Here is a 19636-nt window from a genome sequence, read left to right as displayed (position 1 = left end):
AGACCGATTTCAACTGAAAGAATTCAGAATTTTTAATATATTTTGCCATGGGAACAAAATTCCGTCAACTGTGCCTCGACGTTGATTCGTTAGCGGGCCGACCGGCTTGCTTTCCCTTGAAAATAAGTGGAGAGATAAATGCCCGCGATGACGAACAGCAACCCGACGAGCGCGTTCCACGGAATCGTTTCTCCGAGCAAAACGCTCGATAAGACGACGCCGAACAAGGGAACAAAGAACATATAGAGTGATACGCGACTGACCGGATTATATTTCATGAGTGTGTTCCATAACGTAAACCCGATCGCAGACAAGAGCGCGAGGTACAACAAGAAGAAGAGTGTCGTCACTGTGTAAGGAAGCAACACGTCTCCTGGCGCGAGCACATAGCCGACGACGAGTAAACCAATTGAACCGAACACCATCGCCCAAGCAGTCATCGGCGCGACGTCATGGCTACGGGAATAATCTTTGGCGATCAAATTCCCAAACGCTCCTGAGATCATCGCCATAATGAGCAGAATCTCACCAATCCCAAACCCTATCTCCGCGTGTGCCGTCGGCCAGTTGGCGATGACGATGCCTGAAAAACCAAGTGTGAGGGCGATCCCTTTCAACCGATTGAGACGGTCATCCTCATAACGAAAATGAGCGAGCGCCATTTGGAAGAACGATGTCGATCCCGCGATAATCGAGCCTTGTACCCCGGTCGAGATGGAAAGCCCGATATAAAAGAACAAGTATTGTAAGAACGTCAAAAAAGCTCCTAAATGTGCATACGCCTTCAGTTTTTCAGCGTTTAATCGAATCGGCCGTTTAAAGACGAGGCGGCTGATGACGAGTAAGAGCAGACCGGCCAATAAAAAACGTTCGCCGGCGAAAAACAACTGCTGTCCGTATTCATGTTCTTGGATTTCAAGCGCTTCATAGCTCAATTTAATGAATGGGAACGCGCTCCCCCATAAAAACGTGTTGAATAGCGCTAGGAACGTGACCGTCCAAGGGCGTTGAAATACATTCTGCATGACACAAAAACTCCTTAATCTTTTAGTTTGTGAGTGATTACATTTGGTGTTAAAATGAACTTACATGATAATCATTATAAATAAGGAGTTGCCTTGAAAATAGGTTTAAATCCTATCAAATCAACAATAGATAATGATAATCATCCTCAATCATTATCATTTAAATGATATATATTCTCAATTAGAAAGAGGTGCTCACATGAACACATCGACCGTCACACATGAAAAAAGCCACGTTTTCAAACGGGCCAACTGGATTGAACATATCGAGCTCATCATGGCGCTCATCAGTGGTGTATTGATTGTACTCGCATATATCGCGGAAAGACAAGACGGAGCTCCCGGGCTCTACGTCACCCTCTATTTGACCGCTTTCTTAATCGGCGGATACGCCAAAGCGAAGGAAGGGCTAACGGATACGTGGGAAACCCGCTCATTAAACGTCGAATTGCTCATGATTATCGCCGCAATCGGCGCTGCCGCCATCGGCTATTGGATGGAGGGGGCCATCCTCATCTTCATCTTCGCTTTATCCGGTGCGCTCGAGACGTACACGATGAACAAAAACGAACGCGCCCTCGAGTCATTGATGGAATTGCAACCTGAACAAGCAACACGGTTGAACGCCTCTGGCGGACTCGAAGTCGTCCATATCGACGACCTTCGCGTCGGGGATCACATTTATGTTAGACCGGGCGAACGCATCCCGGTTGACGGCCGTATTTTGAGCGGTAGCGCCTCGATTGAGGAAGCAGCCATCACCGGCGAATCGATTCCGGTCGATCGCAATGTCGGCGACGAGGTGTACGGTTCTAGTGTCAACTTGAACGGCGTCTTGACGCTAGAAGTGACGAAACTTGCGACGGAAACATTGTTTCAGAAAATCATTCAAATGGTGCAGCAAGCCCAAGAAGAAAAATCACCGTCCGCTCAATTCATCGACCGCTACGAAGGGCGTTATGTCCAAGTCGTACTTGCATCCGTCACGGCGATCATCTTGCTCGGTCCCGTTTTGACATCGTGGTCGCTTGAGACGAGTATTTATCGTGGTATGATTTTGCTCGTCGTCGCATCGCCTTGTGCACTCGTCGCAGCCATCACCCCGGCCGCACTCGCTGCCATCGCTTCATCCGCCAAGCACGGCATTTTATTCAAAGGTGGCGTCCATATCGAGAACATGGGGCGCTTGAAAGCGATCGCCTTCGATAAGACCGGTACGCTCACCATTGGTAAACCAGAAGTCCAATCGGCATTGATCCATCCAGATGTGGACAAAGAACACCTCTATCGCATCGTCAGCTTGATTGAAGAACATTCGATGCACCCGCTCGCCGAAGCGCTCGTCCAGTTCACAGGCACTTATACAGGCACGATGGAACGCTTCAAAGACGTGACCGGGTCCGGGATTGAGGCAACGATTGACGGTGTCGCCTATCGGGTCGGCAAACAAAAGTTCGCTGATCAGAGCGGAGACTTCTTCCGCGACGATGTCGAACGTTTAAAAGCAGCTGGCCATACACTCGTGTTCGTCAGCGATGAAGAGCAGACAATCGGAGCGTTCGCGCTCCGCGACACACTACGCCCTGAAGCCAAACAAGCGATTGAACGCCTCAACCATCTCGGTATCGCGACCATCATGATCACAGGCGATAACGAGGCAACCGCACGTGCCATCGCCTCTGAGGCCGGGTTGACCCGTTATATCGCTGAATGTCTTCCGGAAGACAAGGTTGAACAGGTTAAACGATTAAAACAAGAGTACGGTAGCATCGGGATGATCGGCGACGGCATCAACGACGCACCTGCCCTCGCGACAGCCGATGTCGGAATCGCAATGGGTGAAGGTACCGATGCCGCTCTCGAGACGGCCGACGTCGTCTTAATGAAAAACGACCTTCGCCGATTGAGCTCCGCCATCAAACAGTCCCGTAAATTGAATCGCGTCGTCCTCCAAAACGTCGTGTTCGCCTTAGGTGTCATTCTCGTGTTGATTGCGACGAACATCTTTGAATTGCTCGTCATGCCGTTCGCGGTTGTCGGCCATGAAGGTTCGACCATTCTCGTCATTTTGAACGGCCTCCGCTTGCTCAGCTCGTCGTGGGAGTGACAAAAATCGACATCTAGCGAAACCGTCGTTGAAAGCCGTTCGCGGTTTCGCTATAATAGAAACAATGTGTCTAATTAGACCGGAACTGATAGGAAGATTGGCTAAAGGTGGTACAGTGTATGAATACGATTGCAGTAATCGGCAAGGTGTTTGTCGATATTAAAGGAACCTCGTTCGCCCCGCTTCATAAAGATGCCAAGAACGTCGGTGACATCGCGTTCTCGAACGGTGGGACTGGCCGAAACGTCGCTCAAAACTTAGGCGTTCTCGGGAATGATGTCCGTTTCGTGTCGACCGTGACGAATGACCAGATCGGGATGGGCGTCCTCGAGGAGCTCCGCGGTCTGAACGTCAATGTCGATCACGTCGATTTACTCGACGATAACGGGATGGGCATGTGGCTTGCCGTCATGGATAACAATGGCGACCTGCAAACGTCAATCTCGAAGCAACCGGACGAAGCGATGATGGAAGAATGTATCCTCCGTCGCATCGATACGGTGTTTGCTGAAAGTCAGGCAGTCGCGATTGACCTCGACTTATCAGTCAACGTGTTGAACGAGACAATTGAACTGTGCCGCGAGATGAAGCTTCCGCTTTATGGTGTGTGCGGTCATCTGTCGGTGATCGAACGAAACCGTCATTTGCTCCAAGGTTTTACTGGCTTCATTTGTAGTCGTGAAGAAGCAGAGATTTTATCTGACATGTCCATCGTCACAGTCGACGACGCGTTACGCGTCGCCGAAGTGCTCGCGATGAAAGGAGCCCCGCTCACAATCGTTACAATGAGTGAACTCGGTGCTGTCTATGTCGACTTACGAACGAACGAACAAGGTCACGTCCCGACGACGAAAGTAAAAGTCGCCGACTCGACCGGTGCCGGTGACTCATTCTTCTCCGCTGTCATCTCTGAGTTGATGAAACGTCATCCGATTGAAGATGCGCTCCGACTCGGGATGCGCGTCGCCGGGAAAGTCATCGCCTCACACGATAACGGGCTGACACCTGATATGTATGCCTCACTCGAACAACCCGCAACAGATTGACCAGAACGCATCGGCCGCGAGTCGATGCGTTTTGTTCACGATACGAAATCGAAAGGAACGATTCCATTGGTCAGAACGAAATTACGCAGTGCCATCATCCTCGTGAATGAACATGATGAAGTCGCGCTCATTCGCCGCGAGAAAGATAACCTTTTGTATTACGTGTTCCCAGGCGGCGGTGTCGAATTCGGCCATACGGCCGAAGAAACGGCCGTCCGTGAAGCGTTTGAAGAGCTCGGCGTCCACGTCGAACTTGAAGGCGTGGCCGCTCACGTTGCCTTCAACGGAGAACTGAACCCATACTACTGGGCCCGTGTGACCGGCGGTGAATTCGGGACCGGGACAGGTGAAGAGTTTCAAGCAGAGCAAACGAACGGCTCGTATACGCCCATGTGGGTGAAACGCAGCGCGCTCAGCCACCTGCCGGTACGACCACCGTCACTCGCTGATTTATTGTCAAATGAGGCTGAGCGTTTTTTCAATAAAACGCTGGCGGAAGACTGATTTCATGTGTAGCCTCCCGACATTTCGGGAAAGAAAGTTTCTAACGATAACATTCAGGAGGCACACGTATGGATACTACAGAAGTGAAAGAAAAAAAGAATTGGTTCGCCTTCGGGAAAGAGTTGCTTCGTCGTTTCAAAGAACATGATGTTCAAGATTACGGCGCGACACTCGCTTTTTTTTGGTTCTTATCGATTTTCCCGGGTATCATCTTCATTCTCGCGTTGCTGTCGTTCTTCGACATTTCGCAGGCATCGTTCCAAGAACAGTTGAACAACTTGGCGCCAGGAGCGGCCGCGACGGAATTTTTGACCGGTATCTTTGACGCCATCGGTGAACCTCGCGGTGGACTCCTCTCGATTGGTGCGATTTTAGCGATTTGGTCAGCAGCTAAAGGCGTTGAACGGTTGATTAATATGTCGATTCACGCATACGGAGAGGACAATGAACGCAACTTCTTCGTCAGCAAAGGCATCGCCCTCGGATTGACGTTATTACTCGGCGTTGGCATGTTATTGCTCATCGTCTCGAACGTGTTCGGTTCACAAATCATCGAATTTATTTCGCGCTACATTCCAATTTCAGGTGCAGAGGTTATTCTCATCAACCTGTTCCGGTACGTGTTGACGACAGTCATCTTGATTATCACGCTGTCGGTTTTCTATAAAATCGCACCACAACAACACGTATTTTGGAAGAGTACCGTTCCTGGCGCCATCTTCGGCGTCATCGCTTGGCAGCTTGTCTCACTCGGTTTCAGCCTGTACGTCTCGAACTTCGGCAACTACGATTCGACGTACGGCTCACTCGGAGGGATCATCGTCACATTGCTTTGGCTCCAACTGACCGGGATGATCATTTTAATCGGGTCAGAGATCAACGCCACGTGGCAGCGGTTCTTCAAAACGCCGAGCGAGCGCGAGTACGAGAAAAACTATAAGAAAAACAAAAAGTCCAAATCAAATGATTCGGACGAAGACGACTATAAGGATATTCCCGTCAACACATACGGATGACGACCAAAAGGCGGCCTCTTCGAAAGAGGGCGCCTTTTACGTTATGCTCCGACGGTATCGAGACGTCCAGTCGCAGGGTCAATCACAAACCCGTGGACGTTCGTGCCCGGCGGTAAGAGCGGATGGTTTTTGACGAGGCTGACCGAGTTGATGACGTTCGCTTCGACCGAGTCAAACCCGTGCAACCACTTTTCTAAGTCCATTCCTGACGATTTAAGCGTGTGGAGTGTCTGCGGCTCAATGCCACGACGTTCCATTTCCGCGATGACCGCGTTCGGGTCGATTGCCGCCATGCCGCAATCATAATGACCGATGACGATGACCTCTTCGGCTCCGAGCGCGTATAACGCGACGAGGATGGAACGCATGACCGATCCGAACGGATGTGACAATACGGCTCCCGCATTTTTTATGATTTTAGCATCCCCGTTTTTTAGACCGAGGGCTTGAGGCAACAATGCCGTCAAACGAGTATCCATACACGTTAAAATGACGATTTTCTTATCGGGAAACTTGTCCGAGACGAATTGCTCATATTGTTTCTCTGTTACGAATTTTTCATTGAATGCTAGCATTTCTTGAACGACTGACATGCGTTTCCCTCCTTTTTGTTCACGCGATCAACCGCGCGACGATTAATCCGATGACCATCCACGCGCCGAACAATGTGTTCACTTTTGCGGTCATCGCCATCGCCGGCATGAGTTCAGCCGGTTCACGTTTGACCCAGAAGCGCTTCACCGCCCGGACCATGATCGGAACCGTGAACAGCGACAACAGTACCCAAGGCGTCACGCCAAACCCGAATACGGCGACGATGATACCAATCAACGCCGCGATAAAGAATCCGGCTAAGACGAGGACGGCACGACGATGTCCGACGAGACAGGCGATCGTTTTGCGTCCGTTCACTTTATCATTATCCAAATCACGAATGTTGTTCGCGAGCAAGATGGCTCCAATCAAGAGCGCCATCGGGAACGAGACGAGCAACAATTCCGTCGTCACCGTTCCGATTTGAATATATCCGGAAATCCCGATGATGATATAACCCATGAATAAGCCGGCGACGAGCTCGCCGAACGGCGTATAGGCGATTGGTAACGGGCCACCCGTATACAGAAATCCGACGACCATCGACAGCACACCGATCCAAATCAAATGCCAGCTTGTCGAAGCCGCAATGTAAAGACCGAGCACGGCCGCTACTCCATACATCCCGAGGGCGATTCCGAGCACCTGCCCGGGTGTGAATCCGTCGCGTACAATCGAGCCACCGATTCCAATCGACCCTTCATGGTCAAGACCTCGCTTATAATCATAATACTCATTGAATAAATTCGTCGCGATTTGAATCAAAATCGAGGCGATGAGCATTGCCAAGAATAATCCCCATTTCAACTCGACTTGCCCGAGGACGATGAACGTCCCTAACAGCACCGGTATGAAGCTCGCTGTCAATGTATGCGGGCGAATCATGCGCCAATACGCACCTTTCTCTCTCTGCTTCATGCACTTCCCTCCCTTCGTTAGTTTACGTCTCTTTGAAAAAAACTGTCAATGCCCGCCGCTCGGACGGCTACCTTCACTTTCTCGAGCATTTGACGGCCAGTTCTGTCGTAAAGTCATGATACACTAAAGAATGAGAATTCCATTGGATTGAGGAGGCTTTTCTTTCATGCCAGATACTCAAACACACATTAAACAACGAATCGAGCAAGCCCATAAACGGGCACGTGCTTGGCAACGACCGGTACTTGCCTCGTACACGTGGGAAATCCCTTCGTTCGACGCGTTTCATATTATTCAAAACACCGAAACGTCACACTACTATTTTTCGACACCCGACCGTTCCCTCGAGATGCTCGGATGTTCCGATGCGCTCGTGTTGACGGCTTCTGGTCCGGAACGTTTCCAACGTCTACAGTACGATTGGAGCCTACACCGCCGAGACGTCGACGCGGTCATTTACGCATTCTCAGGCTTCTCGTTCGACACATTCGTCCGCCCTCAAAAAAACATGTGGGAAGCGTTCGGAGAGGCGTCGTTGGTCGTGCCAAAATTTTTATATCGCCGCTCGGGCGACAAGCACACGTTGACCGTTTCAACGCTCGTCTCCGCCAAACGTTCGGTCGAACAATATTTGATTCAATTGGCCGATCAACTCGCCCAGTTCAACGCGCTACACGCGCCCGATGAACAGACACCGACATACTCGCAAGTCAAAGATGGCGTCGACCATTTCAAGTCGAGCTTCCAACAAGCCAAACTGAGTATCACCGAAGAGCGAGTCGAGAAAATCGTCATCGCCCGTGAAGAGATTTATCAGACATCGGAAGAAGCGTTCCCGTTCGCGACGACGCTACGCCATTTGTCAGAGAATCAAACGGGCAGTTACGTCTTTTTATATCAACCGAAACGAGAGATCGGATTTTTCGGGGCGACACCCGAACGACTCGTCAAAAAACAAGGACCTTATATTGAAACGGCCGCCATCGCCGGGACGATCAAACGACCGGACACAGAAATCGAATCGGAGATAGCCAAACAGACGTTGCTGCACGACACTAAAAATCTAGAGGAGCACCAAATCGTCGTGAAGGATATTAAAAACGCCCTCACGCCTTACGCCGCTACCATCAAAGCGCCGGAGTCGCCGCGCATTTTAGAGAACCGCTCGGTGTTCCATCTGCACACGCCGATTCAAGCGACACTCGACACGAACGCGTCCTTGCTATCGATTATCGAATCGCTCCACCCGACACCGGCACTCGGTGGATCGCCGAAACGGGCGTCCGTCCGCTTGTTGCGTGAAATTGAACGATTCGATCGCGGCTGGTACGGATCACCGTTCGGGTGGCTAAACACGGACGGTGAAGGCGAGTTCGTCGTCTCCATCCGGTCCGCTCTCGTCCACCATCAATTCGTGGCGTTATACGCAGGCTGTGGAATCGTCCAAGAGTCTGAACTCGACGCAGAGCTCGCCGAGACGGAAATCAAGCTCAGTCCAATCAAGCAAGCACTCGGATTAGACAAAGCACGCGCAGGAGGCCATCAAGCATGAATGAAACGTTAACGGAGTGGGTCGCCGGTCTGATGAATCGGCTCGTCGAACAAGGAATCGAGGACGTCGTGATCAGTCCCGGTTCGCGTTCGACACCGCTCGCCATGGCCGCCTACCTTCACCCGAGCGTCCGACACCATATCATCGTCGACGAACGGTCGGCCGCCTTTTTCGCCCTCGGGTTGACGCGTTCACAATCATCGCTCCGTCCGGTCGCGCTCGTCTGCACGAGTGGCACCGCTGCGACCAACTATTTTTCGGCGGTGGCCGAGGCGAATATCTCGCAACTACCGCTCGTCGTGTTGACGACCGATCGGCCGCATGAACTCCGGAACGTCGGTGCGCCTCAAGCGATCGACCAAGTCCGACTGTACGGTGAGCATGTGAAAGCGAGCATCGACCTGCCCGTTCCAGAAGCCGCTAGCCAACGCTACATGGAACAAACCGTCGCCCGCCTCGTCCAAGCGAGCATGCATACGCCGTTCGGTCCGGTCCATGTGAACATTCCGTTCCGTGAGCCGTTGTTGCCGGATATCGAGCGCTTGACGGAACTCTTGAACGGTAAAACAAAGCTGGCTGAACCGACTTATCTCAAACCGACAGGCCTCGACTTGGAACGGTTCAAACACGAGATCGATGTCAATCGTCTCGCCTTCGTCGTCGGCCCGGGAACACCACTGGCATGGCTTGAAGACATTTATGCGTCTGCACTGGCCCACCACATCCCGGTCTTCGCCGATCCATTGAGCGGGATGAGACGGTTCGACCACGTCTTGACGAACTATGACGCGTGGCTCGCGAGTGAGCATCGAGCGGAATGGGCGCTTGACGCAGTCGTCCGGTTCGGGGCCGCACCCGTCTCAAAACGGCTGAACCAGTGGCTTCAAGACGTCCCGTGCGTCTTGATCGAACAACCCGGATCATTCCGGGACCCGTCGAACCGCGCCATCGTCGTGTACGGCGATGCGACCGACTACGTAGCCACCATCGCTCAAACGTATGACGCCGACCTATTCGACTGTTTCGCGTTGCTCGAGCGCGTCGCCGAGTCGGCAAAACCTGGCTTGAGCGGAGAAAGCGCATTGACGCGTCATTTGCTGGCGTCTCGTCTTGAACGCATCTTCGTTAGCAATAGTATGCCAATTCGCGATATCGATACGACGCTTTCAGCCGGTCAATCAACTGACGTCCTCGCCAACCGTGGGGCGAACGGGATTGACGGGATTATCTCAAGTGCACTCGGCGCCTGTTACGATACAGACCGGTCCGCGCTCTTGATTGGCGACTTGGCGTTCTATCACGACAGTAACGCCTTACAACTCGTCAAATCACATCCAGGCTCGTTCTCCATTGTCGTCGTCAATAACGACGGGGGCGGTATCTTCTCTTTCTTGCCGCAAGCCTCAATCGCACCGCAAATGTTCGAAGATTTATTCGGGACACCGCTCCACTTGAACTTACGTGGGTTCGCTGAGACATACGGACTCAGCTATCGCTTGCTCGAGCGGCCGGAAGATGTCACAGCCGCGATTGAAGCAGGCGTTCAACTGATCGAGTTTCCGTCTGATCGTGCTCGAAACGTGGCCGAGCATCGTCGTTGGACCGCTTCGCTCACGGACCGTTTGACGACGGAGAACGAGTCGTGATGCGTTCGTTACGTGGTGTCTCCTATGAGGTGCTCGAACGCGGCAGCGGCCGTCCCGTGTTGATTCTACACGGGTTCACCGGTAGTGGAGAATGGATTTCCAACTTCCCCGAGTTGCCGGTCCGGCTCGTCGCCCCGTCGCTATTGCAACATGGCGGCACCGCGCAGCAAGCGGTCGAACGCGTCAAGATGAGTCAACAGATTAAAGATTTATCGGTACTTCTCGACAGGTACGACGGTCCGTGGACGGTCGTCGGCTACTCGCTCGGCGGTCGGATCGGCATGACGCTCGCTATCTATGATGATCGGGTTGCCCACTTCATCGGGATCAGCACGACACCTGGACTCGACTCGGCGACCGAACGCCGCGAACGACGGCTTCAAGACGAGAGCCTTGCGACATTTATTGAACAGAATGGCATCGAGGCGTTCGTTGAGCGATGGGAACAACTCCCGCTTTGGCATCAGACAGATGCAATGCGCCGCGCCCTTCGGCCCGAGCGGCTGGCCCAACATCCGGCCGCTCTCGCGGACAGTCTTCGCGCCATCGGGACTGGGAGCATGCCGTCGCTTTGGCCATTACTAAATCGTTTACCTCGCACCGATTTGATCGTCGGGGAGCACGATGTGAAGTTTCAACAAATCGCGCGGAATATGCAGTCGATCCGTCCCGATATTGTAATTCATGAAATTTCGGACGCATCCCATGCTCCACATATCGAGAATGCCCAACAATTTGGTACAATGATAGAGAAATTGATTTTAGGGGGAATTTAAATGGAATCAGTAGCAAACTGGACATCGGTCCGTACGTACGAAGATATCAAGTACGAGAAGTGGAACGGCATCGCCAAAATCACCATCAACCGTCCGGAAGTACGGAACGCGTTCCGTCCGCTCACGGTCAACGAGCTCATCGACGCGTTCGCTCGCGCTCGTGACGATAAAGAAGTCGGCGTCATCATCTTAACAGGTGAAGGCGAACAAGCCTTCTGCTCAGGCGGCGACCAAAAAGTACGCGGCCACGGCGGCTACGTCGGTGACGACGAAATCCCGCGCTTGAACGTCCTTGACCTTCAACGTTTGATCCGTGTCATCCCGAAACCGGTCATCGCCATGGTGGCAGGTTACGCCATCGGGGGCGGACACGTCTTGCACGTCGTCTGTGACTTGACGATTGCAGCCGACAATGCCCGTTTCGGTCAAACTGGACCAAAAGTGGGATCGTTCGATGCCGGCTATGGTTCAGGTTACTTGGCTCGCATCATCGGCCACAAGAAAGCTCGTGAAATCTGGTACCTTTGCCGTCAATATGACGCCCAGCAAGCGCTTGAGATGGGACTCGTCAACACAGTCGTTCCACTCGACCAACTTGAAGCCGAGACGATCCAATGGTGCCAAGAGATCTTGCAACACTCTCCAACGGCTCTTCGCTTCTTGAAAGCAGCGATGAACGCCGATACGGACGGACTCGCAGGTCTTCAACAGCTGGCAGGAGATGCGACACTTCTCTACTACACGACAGACGAAGCGAAAGAAGGACGCGACGCTTTCAAAGAAAAACGCGATCCAGACTTCGGTCAGTTCCCACGTTTCCCGTAAATCGACAAAGAGTAGCGACTTCGCTACTCTTTTTTTGGAGGTCATTCAGATGAATCGTTATTTGAAACAACATCAGCATGACGCAATGGCGCTCGTCACCGCCTCTAGTCGATGGACTTGGTCTGAGTTGATGGATGAGAGTGCGCGTTTGGCCCATTTCCTGAATCGCACCGTTCCGGATGCCCGTCACATCGGATTATTCGCCGCCAACAGCGCTGACTACGTCATCGCCGTCCATGCCGTTCAGCTTCTCGGAAAAGTGCTCGTCCCCTTCAATACACGGCTGACGACGAGCGAACTCGCGGGACAAATCGAGACGGCTGATGTCGATGTGTTGCTCGTCGATGCACCGATTGATCACCCGATCGAGCAACTCGTCGTGACGTCCCGAGATGAAACAGCAATCCTCACATCGTACGATTGGCAAAACGAGGACGTCATGTCGCTTATGTTCACCTCTGGCACGACCGGACGCCCCAAAGCCGTCCAACAGACGTTTGGCAATCACATCGCAAGCGCCGAAGCGGCCAACGCTCACCTCGGCTACGAGGCGAGCGACCGAACGCTCGTCGTGACGCCGCTGTTTCATATGAGCGGGCTCGCCCAAGTATATCGGAGCGCCCGTTTCGGCTCGACACTTTATGTCGAATCGAAGTTTGATGTCACCCGGACACTCGAGTTGATCGTGACGGAACGAATCACCCACATCTCACTCGTTGCGGTCATGCTCCACCGTCTGCTCGATGCCGGCTTGTCCCGCCATCAGTTGCGCCTCCTTCTCGTCGGCGGAGGCCCGGTACCAAAGCCACTGCTCGAAGAAGCCGAGCGGCGGCAGTTACCTGTCGCCCAAACATACGGGATGACCGAGACGTGTTCACAAGTTGCGACGCTCTTACCTTCCGAGGCGCTGGCTCACCTCGGGTCAAGCGGTCAAGCCATCGCTCCGACACGGATTCGAATCAATCCGGACGGGGAAATCGAAGTGAAAGGTCCGACGGTGACTTCCGGCTATTATCAGCAACCTGAGGCCGACACCTGGACCGACGACGGTTATTGGCAGACCGGCGACCTCGGCACGATGACGGACGGTTATTTGTATGTCCATGACCGCCGTAGTGATTTAATCATCTCTGGCGGCGAAAACATATATCCGGCTGAAATCGAAAGTGTCCTCTTACGTTGTCCGGGTATCGAGGACGTCGGCGTCATCGGCCGTCCTGACCCGACGTGGGGAGCAGTTCCGATCGCCTTCACGGTCGGCTCGTTCGACCTCGACCAAGCGAAACAATTGCTGCACGACCGTTTGGCGGCATATAAACATCCGAAAGATTGGATTGAGATCGACGTACTCCCACGTAACGCCAACGGAAAATTGATGCGTCATCGTCTAAAGGAGGCCGACCATGATTCAACGCGCTGAACTATATATCGTTCCCCTCACGTTCAAACATCCGATCGTCACCGCCCACGCCGTCTTGACGACGAGACGAACCGTCATCCTCCGCGTCGAGACGGTCGACGGAATAATCGGATACGGAGAAGGTGTCGCGTTCGAGACACCTTGGTATACGGCCGAGACGGTACGCTCTGTCACGGAGGTATCTGCCTTGATCGTCCAACTATTGAAAGGCATGACGTTGTCCGCTGCCTCGTTTGGTACTCAAGTCAATTCCATCATCGGACATCAGATGGCAAAAGCGATGTGGGAAAGCGCATTATGGGAGATTGAAGCCGCCCGTTCGAACATGACGTTAAAGCAATACCTCAAAGCGGGAGACACCGTCTCGTGCGGCCGAACAATCGGCATCGGTCTGCTCAGTCAAACACTGAACTCGATTGAGGCGGCACTCGACTCTGGATTTGAACGCATCAAATTAAAAGCGTCCCCGCACGAACTGCTTCCCGCGCTCAGTGAGATTCGTAGCGTCTTTCCGGATGCCCCGCTCATGATCGATTTGAACGGCAGTGGCTCGGAGCAACCACTCGACTGGTTCGAGGCGTTAGATGCCTATCGCCTATTGATGATTGAACAACCGTATCCAAGTCAACATTGGTCCGCATCGGCCGATTTACAGACGAGACTCGAGACTCCGATTTGCCTCGACGAATCGATTACCGACGTCAAAGACGTCGAAACGATGAACCGGCTCAAAGCAGGCCGGATCGTCAATATTAAACCGGCCCGTGTCGGCGGGTTGAATGCGGCACTCGCGATTCGCGACAGCGACACCCCATATTGGGTCGGAGGGATGTACGAGTCCTCAATCGGCCGCTATCACACGCTCTTATTCGCTTCATTGAGCGGAGCCGCTTATCCGGCTGATATGGCCGGAACGAGCGCTTACTTTGAGACCGACCTACTCGACACCCCACTCGAGGTTGCGAACGGACAGCTGCTTCTCCCCGACCAGGTCGCACCGGATTGGACAATCATCAAGCGACTGAGCGAAGAGACGATCCGACTCATCTAAAAAAGGCGGCAGACACGAGGTCTGCTGCCTTTTTCATGGTTAACGGAACGTGCCCGTCAACACTTCATAGCCATCTTTCGTAACGACGACTGTATGCTCGAACTGCGAGACGAAGCTGTTATTCGGGGTGAACAACGACCAACCGTCCTCTTCCGATTGATAGACGATTTCATCTTTCGTCGAGATGAACGTCTCGACGGCAATGACTTGTCCTTCTTTCAAGATGTCGTTCTCTTCACGGCTATAGTAGTTTGAAATCGTCTCCGGCTCACCGTGAAGCGTGCGACCGAGGCCATGGCCCGCCAAGTTACGGATGACCGTGAAGCCATTCTTACGGGCATCGGCATAAATCGCTTTCCCGATTTGATTGACCTTGACCCCAGCCTTCACTTTGCTGAGACCTGCTTCGAGCGAAGTCAATGACACCTCGACCAAACGCTCGTGTTTCGCGGATTTCGGCGTTCCTGCGATGACCGTACGTCCTGTGTCCGCATAGTAGCCGTCCTTCACAGCCGATACGTCGACGTTGACCACGTCCCCGTCTTGGATGACGAGGTCACCCGGAATCCCGTGAGCTGCGACCTCATTGATGGAGATACACGTATATCCTGGAAACTCGTACATCGTGATCGGTGCCGAGGCGGCCCCTTCCGCTTCCAAAATACGTTGTCCAATCTCATCCAACTGTTTCGTCGTCATGCCCGGTTTGACCGCTTTCGCCATCTCGTCGCGGGCCAAGGCGACAATCCGCCCGATCTCGCGCAATGCATCGTAATCATAATCAAACATATTTTTTCCCTCTCAATCTAATAATCGATTTTGGTATAAGAACTCTTCGGATAAATCCGCAAACAGAAACATGCCGTCCGGTAACGGATAACTGAACGTCCGCGTCACTTCGTTCGAACTGAAGTCGCGATAATCCTCGGACAAATAACCTCGTCCGCGCACGTCCATTGCCGCCATCGTTCGAATGAAGTACGGCCGGAAGCTCCAATTGTAACCGCGATACGTGTTATCGACTGTCCAAATGGACTGCGTCTGATAGACGTTCGCACTTGTTTGGAAGCCCGTTTGGTCCGTCAAATAGTAACGGACGAACGTCCCTTCGAGTTTCGGGGCGATGTGGAGCAGCCATTCATCTTTCTTATCGCGCGACCATTTCCCACTTTGGACGAGGTCGTGGATTTGTTTATGGAGTTCGAACTCGAGCTCATACAAGCGCTTGATCCGCTCTTGGTCATGCAGGAAGAAAGACGGCACTTCTTGCGTCAACACGCTCATTCCCTTCGCTTCGCGCGGCGGTGTCGCATCGTGTTGACCGAGGAGACTTCCCATATAATAACGTCCGCCGTGACGCCATGCATAGCGTAGCTGTCCAAGATGGTCGATTGATTTATAGAGGAGCGGCGCCCCAAGACGAGACGCGATATATTCCATCGTCTGTAGCATTTGCGGATACGTGACCGACAACGTCTTCTTCTCGACCATCGTCGCCAAATCGACGAGCAGCATCTCAGGTGCGACAGTCATGATATCTTCGATGCTCGTTGACTCCGCAAAGTCGAGCGCCACTTTGACACCGGAAGAACGATAATACTGGACGACACGGGACAAACGCGATACGTCGACGAGATCGGTCCCTTGGAGCGTCACATAAATGCGATGAAGCGGAAAATTCAATTCTCGAAGCGGAGCCAAAAACGCCTCGCCACCTTGCTCGAGAATCCATTCTGAACGACATCGGAACGTGACGAATTGCGTCGCATCTCGTAACTGCTCGGCCGCTAAACGCTCCATCCGTTTAGCGATATCGAGCTGGTATTCGAGTGGAACGTCATCGTCATAAAAGAATGGGGTGAGCGATTCACCCCTGAACTGTCCATGCACCATATACCCCTCTACTTGAAAGGTAGCAGCCCCGAGAATCGGTTCAAATGTCACTTCGACTTCCTCTGGGTTCATCATCACATCCACTGCATCCACTTTGATCACCTCGTCTTTTTTCTAAACACGAAAGCGAGCTGGGTTCAGCTCGCTCGTGTATGCACATACATATAGGCACCGAAACAAGCAATGAAATATACGATACTCATCACGCCGTAGCCAATCCCCATCTTCCCGCCGACGCCAATGGACATCACAAGCCAAATCATGGCGCCGAACAAGAGCGTGGCGACCGGGATATATCGGAAGTTCGGACGCTCGGTCCGCGTTATAATCGGTTTCAAAGCCAGGACGCACGCCATTAGTATGACGAGACCAAAACCTAGTTCAATCATCCGTTGACACCTCATTCTTCTGTCTCTACTCGTTTAGTGTAGCATGACACCAAAAAAAAAACCGCAAATCCACTTAAGGAGATGCGGTTTTTGGTTATTGATTAGTCACGCGGACGGCGTGGGCCACGGTCGTCTGAACGACGACGGTCGTCTCCACCCGTGCGTTTGCCACGGTATCCACCGCCGCCACCGCTGCGTCCACCACGGTCACCGCCGCCACGACGTTCGCCGCCGCCACTGCGATTTCCACGGTATCCACCACGGTCGTTGCGTCCACCTTGACGTTTGACGCGAACTGGTTCTGCATACGAGATTTCAACCGGAGTTGAATCTGGCTCTTTCGTCAATCCACGAAGTGCCGCTGCAAGAAGCTCGACTGCTTCGTATTCTTCAAGAAGCTCAGTCGCAAGTTGCGTGTAAGCTTTGAAGTCGCCCGCTTGTACACGTTCGATCAATTCTTCAGCCGATTGCTTTTGGTTGCCCTCGAGCACTTCTGCGATTGTCGGTACGTGACGACGGTTCATCTTCTTGTTCGTTACGCGTTCGATTGCTTTGACTTGACCGAATTCACGTGGCGTGATGAACGTAAGGGCTGTACCTGTTTTACCAGCACGGCCTGTACGTCCGATACGGTGCACGTAGCTTTCCGGATCTTGTGGCACATCAAAGTTATAAACGTGTGTAACGCCTGAGATATCAAGACCACGGGCTGCAACGTCTGTCGCGACCAAGATGTCGATTGTGCCATTTTTGAAACGACGGATGACTTGGTCACGTTTTGATTGCGTCAAGTCACCGTGAAGACCATCAGCCGTGTAACCACGTTTGATGAGCGCTTCTGTCACTTCGTCAACACGTTTCTTCGTACGAGCGAAGATGATGCTGAGTTCTGGCGAGTCGATGTCGATCAAACGGCAGAGCGTATCGAATTTTTGACCTTCGCGCAATTCGAGGAATTGTTGGTTGATGTTCTCAACTGTCATTTCCTTCGCTTTTACTTTGATGATTGTCGGCGACTTCATGAAGCGCTCAGCAATCTTCTTGATTTGTGGTGGCATCGTCGCTGAGAAGAGAAGTGTTTGACGTTCAGCCGGAAGGCCTTTCAAAATCATCTCGATATCTTCAACGAAGCCCATGTTGAGCATTTCATCTGCCTCGTCCAAGATCACAGTTTGGATCTCGTCGAGTTTGATCGTCTTGCGTTTCATGTGGTCCATGAGACGTCCAGGTGTCGCAACGACGATTTGCGGGTTCTTTTTCAAACCACGGATTTGGCGGTCGATTTGTTGACCACCGTATACTGGAAGTGCGTAAACGCGCTTCGCTTCACCGATTTTGTTCAATTCTTCTGCAACTTGAATCGCAAGTTCACGTGTCGGTGCAAGAACAAGTGCTTGGACTTGACGTGCCTTTGTGTCGATTCGCTCAATTGTCGGAATACCGAAAGCTGCTGTTTTCCCTGTACCTGTTTGCGCTTGACCTAATACGTCCACTCCTGTGAGTGCGACAGGAATTGTCTCAGCTTGGATCGGTGTAGCTTCTTCGAAGCCCATTTTGAGTACACCTTTTACTAATGCTTCACTTAACTGTAAATCTTGGAATTTTGTCAAATTATATTCTCCTTTTTTCATACAAAAAACGTCTGAGGTTTAGTTCTACAGACGTTTTTCCAATGTTTCCTCGTAGTCAACTCTTACTACTATAACGCATTTGTTTCTAAAATGAAAGAAATACATTCTAAAACTTTTCATAGCCACCTGGACATGAGTTATCTTATTTCAATTTATAGCCATTGTCGAGTTTTTCAACTTGCTTTTCTTTCAGCAGTTTCCCGAGTGCGCGTTTGAACGCCGCTTTACTCATCCCGAACTCACGATCGATCACGTCTGGCGCCGTCTTGTCGCCGTAAGGCATTTGACCGCCGCGTTCTTCTATATAAGCACGGATACTTTCCGCGTCCGGGTCGATCGCTTCATAGGCCCGAGGTTTCATCGAGACGAGTACCGTCCCGTCTTGTTTCACTTGCGTCACACGTACGGTCAATTGCTCACCGAGACGTGGCCAACGTGTCATCTCTGCTTCATGTAAGAAACCGAGCGACTCATTTTCGACCCAGACGTTCACACCGACTTCGCGTCGATTGACGACGATCGCATGAACATCTTGATTGCCCCATTCTTCTTTAGCGGGACGCGCCAACAAGTTCAAGTACGCATAATGGGCCGGTTCCCCGAGAAGGCGGCTCTTTTGGTCGTACTTGAGACGAACGCAAAGCTTGTCCCCTTCTTTTGGCCAATACGACCGGTTCTCAGGAAGATCATCTAATGAGACGAGCACATCCTTTTGAATCCCGATATTGACGAATACACCGGTGTTATATCGGACTCCCGTCACTTCATACCACTCATAGTCATCGAACGTAACGCTCGGAATCGTCATCGTCGAAGCGAGGCGCCCTTCCGAGTCATGATAAAGGAAGACACGTACCGTCTGCCCGACTGCGACTTCTTCTGTTTGTTCCTTTCGATGAAGGAGTACCTCTTCGCGACCGTTTCCGATAAACACACCAAAATCAGCTGAACGTTCAGCGACCAAGTCTACTACTTCTCCTGCTCGTAATGCCATACAATCCACATCCTTTTTCATCTATTACTGTCAGTATACCTACCTACACACGTTCCTAATCATATCACGTTCGATTTCACTGCTCCATCCAATTGTGTCTAATTTGTGAACAAGGGTTGATCAAGTTAGCGAACTAGTTGGCGGTCGTTCTAACGTCCTTATTTCAAATTTTATGACAATTTTGTGAACGTGCATTTTCCATCTAGTATCCACATTTTGAAAACGTTATTATTAAGGAAGTGTTGTTTA

Annotated in this window: 18 protein-coding genes; 10 read left to right on the top strand and 8 right to left on the bottom strand. The window is 52.0% G+C overall.

All coding sequences use genetic code 11. The annotated features are described in order from the left end of the window. Positions 1-89: 89 nt before the first annotated feature. Positions 90-1025: a DMT family transporter gene (locus EVJ34_RS13260; protein ID WP_131437794.1), complete on the bottom strand. Its 936-nt coding sequence runs from the start codon at positions 1023-1025 to the stop codon at positions 90-92. A gap of 199 nt (positions 1026-1224) precedes the next feature. On the opposite strand from EVJ34_RS13260, the gene EVJ34_RS13255 reads away from it, so the two are divergent. From EVJ34_RS13255 to EVJ34_RS13240, 4 genes are all read left to right on the top strand, one after another. Then, positions 1225-3132 carry a heavy metal translocating P-type ATPase gene (locus EVJ34_RS13255; protein WP_131485913.1) on the top strand — a complete coding sequence of 636 codons (1908 nt, stop codon included), beginning with the start codon at positions 1225-1227 and terminating at the stop codon, positions 3130-3132. Positions 3133-3251: 119 nt separating this feature from the next. Further along, positions 3252-4178, top strand: a complete 927-nt coding sequence (locus EVJ34_RS13250) for a carbohydrate kinase family protein (RefSeq protein WP_131437790.1) — start codon at positions 3252-3254, stop codon at positions 4176-4178. A gap of 66 nt (positions 4179-4244) precedes the next feature. Further along, positions 4245-4682 carry an NUDIX domain-containing protein gene (locus EVJ34_RS13245; RefSeq protein WP_236634629.1) on the top strand — a complete coding sequence of 146 codons (438 nt, stop codon included), beginning with the start codon at positions 4245-4247 and terminating at the stop codon, positions 4680-4682. 68 nt (positions 4683-4750) lie between these two features. Beyond that, positions 4751-5698 carry a YihY/virulence factor BrkB family protein gene (locus EVJ34_RS13240; protein ID WP_131485912.1) on the top strand — a complete coding sequence of 316 codons (948 nt, stop codon included), beginning with the start codon at positions 4751-4753 and terminating at the stop codon, positions 5696-5698. 41 nt (positions 5699-5739) lie between these two features. Here the strand turns inward: EVJ34_RS13240 and EVJ34_RS13235 are convergent, their stop codons facing one another. Both EVJ34_RS13235 and EVJ34_RS13230 read right to left on the bottom strand, forming a co-directional pair. Then, positions 5740-6291, bottom strand: coding sequence for a beta-class carbonic anhydrase (locus tag EVJ34_RS13235; RefSeq protein WP_131437785.1), 552 nt, complete (start codon positions 6289-6291; stop codon positions 5740-5742). Positions 6292-6310: 19 nt separating this feature from the next. Further along, on the bottom strand, positions 6311-7210 hold the full coding sequence (locus EVJ34_RS13230; RefSeq protein WP_131485911.1) for a 1,4-dihydroxy-2-naphthoate polyprenyltransferase: 900 nt from the start codon (positions 7208-7210) through the stop codon (positions 6311-6313). Positions 7211-7376: 166 nt separating this feature from the next. Here EVJ34_RS13230 and EVJ34_RS13225 point away from each other — a divergent pair, with 166 nt between their 5' ends. The 6 genes from EVJ34_RS13225 to menC are packed head-to-tail and all read left to right on the top strand — an operon-like array spanning position 7377 to position 14480. Continuing rightward, on the top strand, positions 7377-8762 hold the full coding sequence (locus tag EVJ34_RS13225) for an isochorismate synthase (protein ID WP_131437782.1): 1386 nt from the start codon (positions 7377-7379) through the stop codon (positions 8760-8762). After that, positions 8759-10408 carry a 2-succinyl-5-enolpyruvyl-6-hydroxy-3-cyclohexene-1-carboxylic-acid synthase gene (menD, locus tag EVJ34_RS13220; RefSeq protein ID WP_131485910.1) on the top strand — a complete coding sequence of 550 codons (1650 nt, stop codon included), beginning with the start codon at positions 8759-8761 and terminating at the stop codon, positions 10406-10408. Before EVJ34_RS13225 ends, menD begins: the two co-directional genes overlap by 4 nt. Beyond that, positions 10408-11184: an alpha/beta fold hydrolase gene (locus EVJ34_RS13215; protein WP_131485938.1), complete on the top strand. Its 777-nt coding sequence runs from the start codon at positions 10408-10410 to the stop codon at positions 11182-11184. The genes menD and EVJ34_RS13215 overlap by 1 nt, the downstream gene beginning before the upstream one ends. Beyond that, positions 11185-12009 carry a 1,4-dihydroxy-2-naphthoyl-CoA synthase gene (menB, locus tag EVJ34_RS13210; RefSeq protein WP_131437778.1) on the top strand — a complete coding sequence of 275 codons (825 nt, stop codon included), beginning with the start codon at positions 11185-11187 and terminating at the stop codon, positions 12007-12009. It begins immediately after the preceding gene. Positions 12010-12058: 49 nt separating this feature from the next. Then, the gene (menE, locus tag EVJ34_RS13205; RefSeq protein ID WP_131485909.1) at positions 12059-13429 is read left to right on the top strand and encodes an o-succinylbenzoate--CoA ligase; all 1371 of its coding nucleotides are present in this window, start codon (positions 12059-12061) and stop codon (positions 13427-13429) included. Beyond that, positions 13413-14480 (top strand): o-succinylbenzoate synthase, encoded by a 1068-nt coding sequence (gene menC, locus EVJ34_RS13200; protein WP_131485908.1) that lies wholly within the window; start codon positions 13413-13415, stop codon positions 14478-14480. The genes menE and menC overlap by 17 nt, the downstream gene beginning before the upstream one ends. 39 nt (positions 14481-14519) lie before the next feature. Here menC and map read toward each other — a convergent pair whose 3' ends face one another. The 5 genes from map to EVJ34_RS13175 form a co-directional block, all read right to left on the bottom strand. Beyond that, positions 14520-15269, bottom strand: coding sequence for a type I methionyl aminopeptidase (gene map, locus EVJ34_RS13195; protein WP_131485907.1), 750 nt, complete (start codon positions 15267-15269; stop codon positions 14520-14522). Positions 15270-15281: 12 nt separating this feature from the next. Then, positions 15282-16466 carry an EAL-associated domain-containing protein gene (locus EVJ34_RS13190; protein WP_131485906.1) on the bottom strand — a complete coding sequence of 395 codons (1185 nt, stop codon included), beginning with the start codon at positions 16464-16466 and terminating at the stop codon, positions 15282-15284. 44 nt (positions 16467-16510) lie between these two features. Next, the gene (locus EVJ34_RS13185; protein WP_131437768.1) at positions 16511-16762 is read right to left on the bottom strand and encodes a hypothetical protein; all 252 of its coding nucleotides are present in this window, start codon (positions 16760-16762) and stop codon (positions 16511-16513) included. Between the two features lie 101 nt (positions 16763-16863). Further along, positions 16864-18372, bottom strand: a complete 1509-nt coding sequence (gene cshA, locus EVJ34_RS13180) for a degradosome RNA helicase CshA (protein ID WP_131485905.1) — start codon at positions 18370-18372, stop codon at positions 16864-16866. Between the two features lie 163 nt (positions 18373-18535). After that, positions 18536-19387, bottom strand: a complete 852-nt coding sequence (locus tag EVJ34_RS13175) for a CvfB family protein (RefSeq protein WP_131485904.1) — start codon at positions 19385-19387, stop codon at positions 18536-18538. Positions 19388-19636 lie beyond the last annotated feature (249 nt).

This window comes from Exiguobacterium sp. SL-9 (assembly GCF_004336985.1).
Lineage (GTDB): Bacteria > Bacillota > Bacilli > Exiguobacteriales > Exiguobacteriaceae > Exiguobacterium.
This window is presented reverse-complemented; position numbering and strand designations above follow the sequence as displayed.

Bases quoted from the DNA above. Each gene is read 5' to 3' on its own strand.
- EVJ34_RS13240 (WP_131485912.1), top strand. From the start codon at position 4,751: ATGGATACTACAGAAGTGAAAGAAAAAAAGAATTGGTTCGCCTTCGGG.
- menC (WP_131485908.1), top strand. From the start codon at position 13,413: ATGATTCAACGCGCTGAACTATATATCGTTCCCCTCACGTTCAAACAT.
- EVJ34_RS13215 (WP_131485938.1), top strand. From the start codon at position 10,408: ATGCGTTCGTTACGTGGTGTCTCCTATGAGGTGCTCGAACGCGGCAGC.
- EVJ34_RS13250 (WP_131437790.1), top strand. From the start codon at position 3,252: ATGAATACGATTGCAGTAATCGGCAAGGTGTTTGTCGATATTAAAGGA.
- menE (WP_131485909.1), top strand. From the start codon at position 12,059: ATGAATCGTTATTTGAAACAACATCAGCATGACGCAATGGCGCTCGTC.
- map (WP_131485907.1), bottom strand. From the start codon at position 15,269: ATGTTTGATTATGATTACGATGCATTGCGCGAGATCGGGCGGATTGTC.
- EVJ34_RS13260 (WP_131437794.1), bottom strand. From the start codon at position 1,025: ATGCAGAATGTATTTCAACGCCCTTGGACGGTCACGTTCCTAGCGCTA.
- menB (WP_131437778.1), top strand. From the start codon at position 11,185: ATGGAATCAGTAGCAAACTGGACATCGGTCCGTACGTACGAAGATATC.
- menD (WP_131485910.1), top strand. From the start codon at position 8,759: ATGAATGAAACGTTAACGGAGTGGGTCGCCGGTCTGATGAATCGGCTC.
- EVJ34_RS13230 (WP_131485911.1), bottom strand. From the start codon at position 7,210: ATGAAGCAGAGAGAGAAAGGTGCGTATTGGCGCATGATTCGCCCGCAT.
- EVJ34_RS13255 (WP_131485913.1), top strand. From the start codon at position 1,225: ATGAACACATCGACCGTCACACATGAAAAAAGCCACGTTTTCAAACGG.
- EVJ34_RS13225 (WP_131437782.1), top strand. From the start codon at position 7,377: ATGCCAGATACTCAAACACACATTAAACAACGAATCGAGCAAGCCCAT.
- EVJ34_RS13235 (WP_131437785.1), bottom strand. From the start codon at position 6,291: ATGTCAGTCGTTCAAGAAATGCTAGCATTCAATGAAAAATTCGTAACA.
- EVJ34_RS13175 (WP_131485904.1), bottom strand. From the start codon at position 19,387: ATGGCATTACGAGCAGGAGAAGTAGTAGACTTGGTCGCTGAACGTTCA.
- EVJ34_RS13185 (WP_131437768.1), bottom strand. From the start codon at position 16,762: ATGATTGAACTAGGTTTTGGTCTCGTCATACTAATGGCGTGCGTCCTG.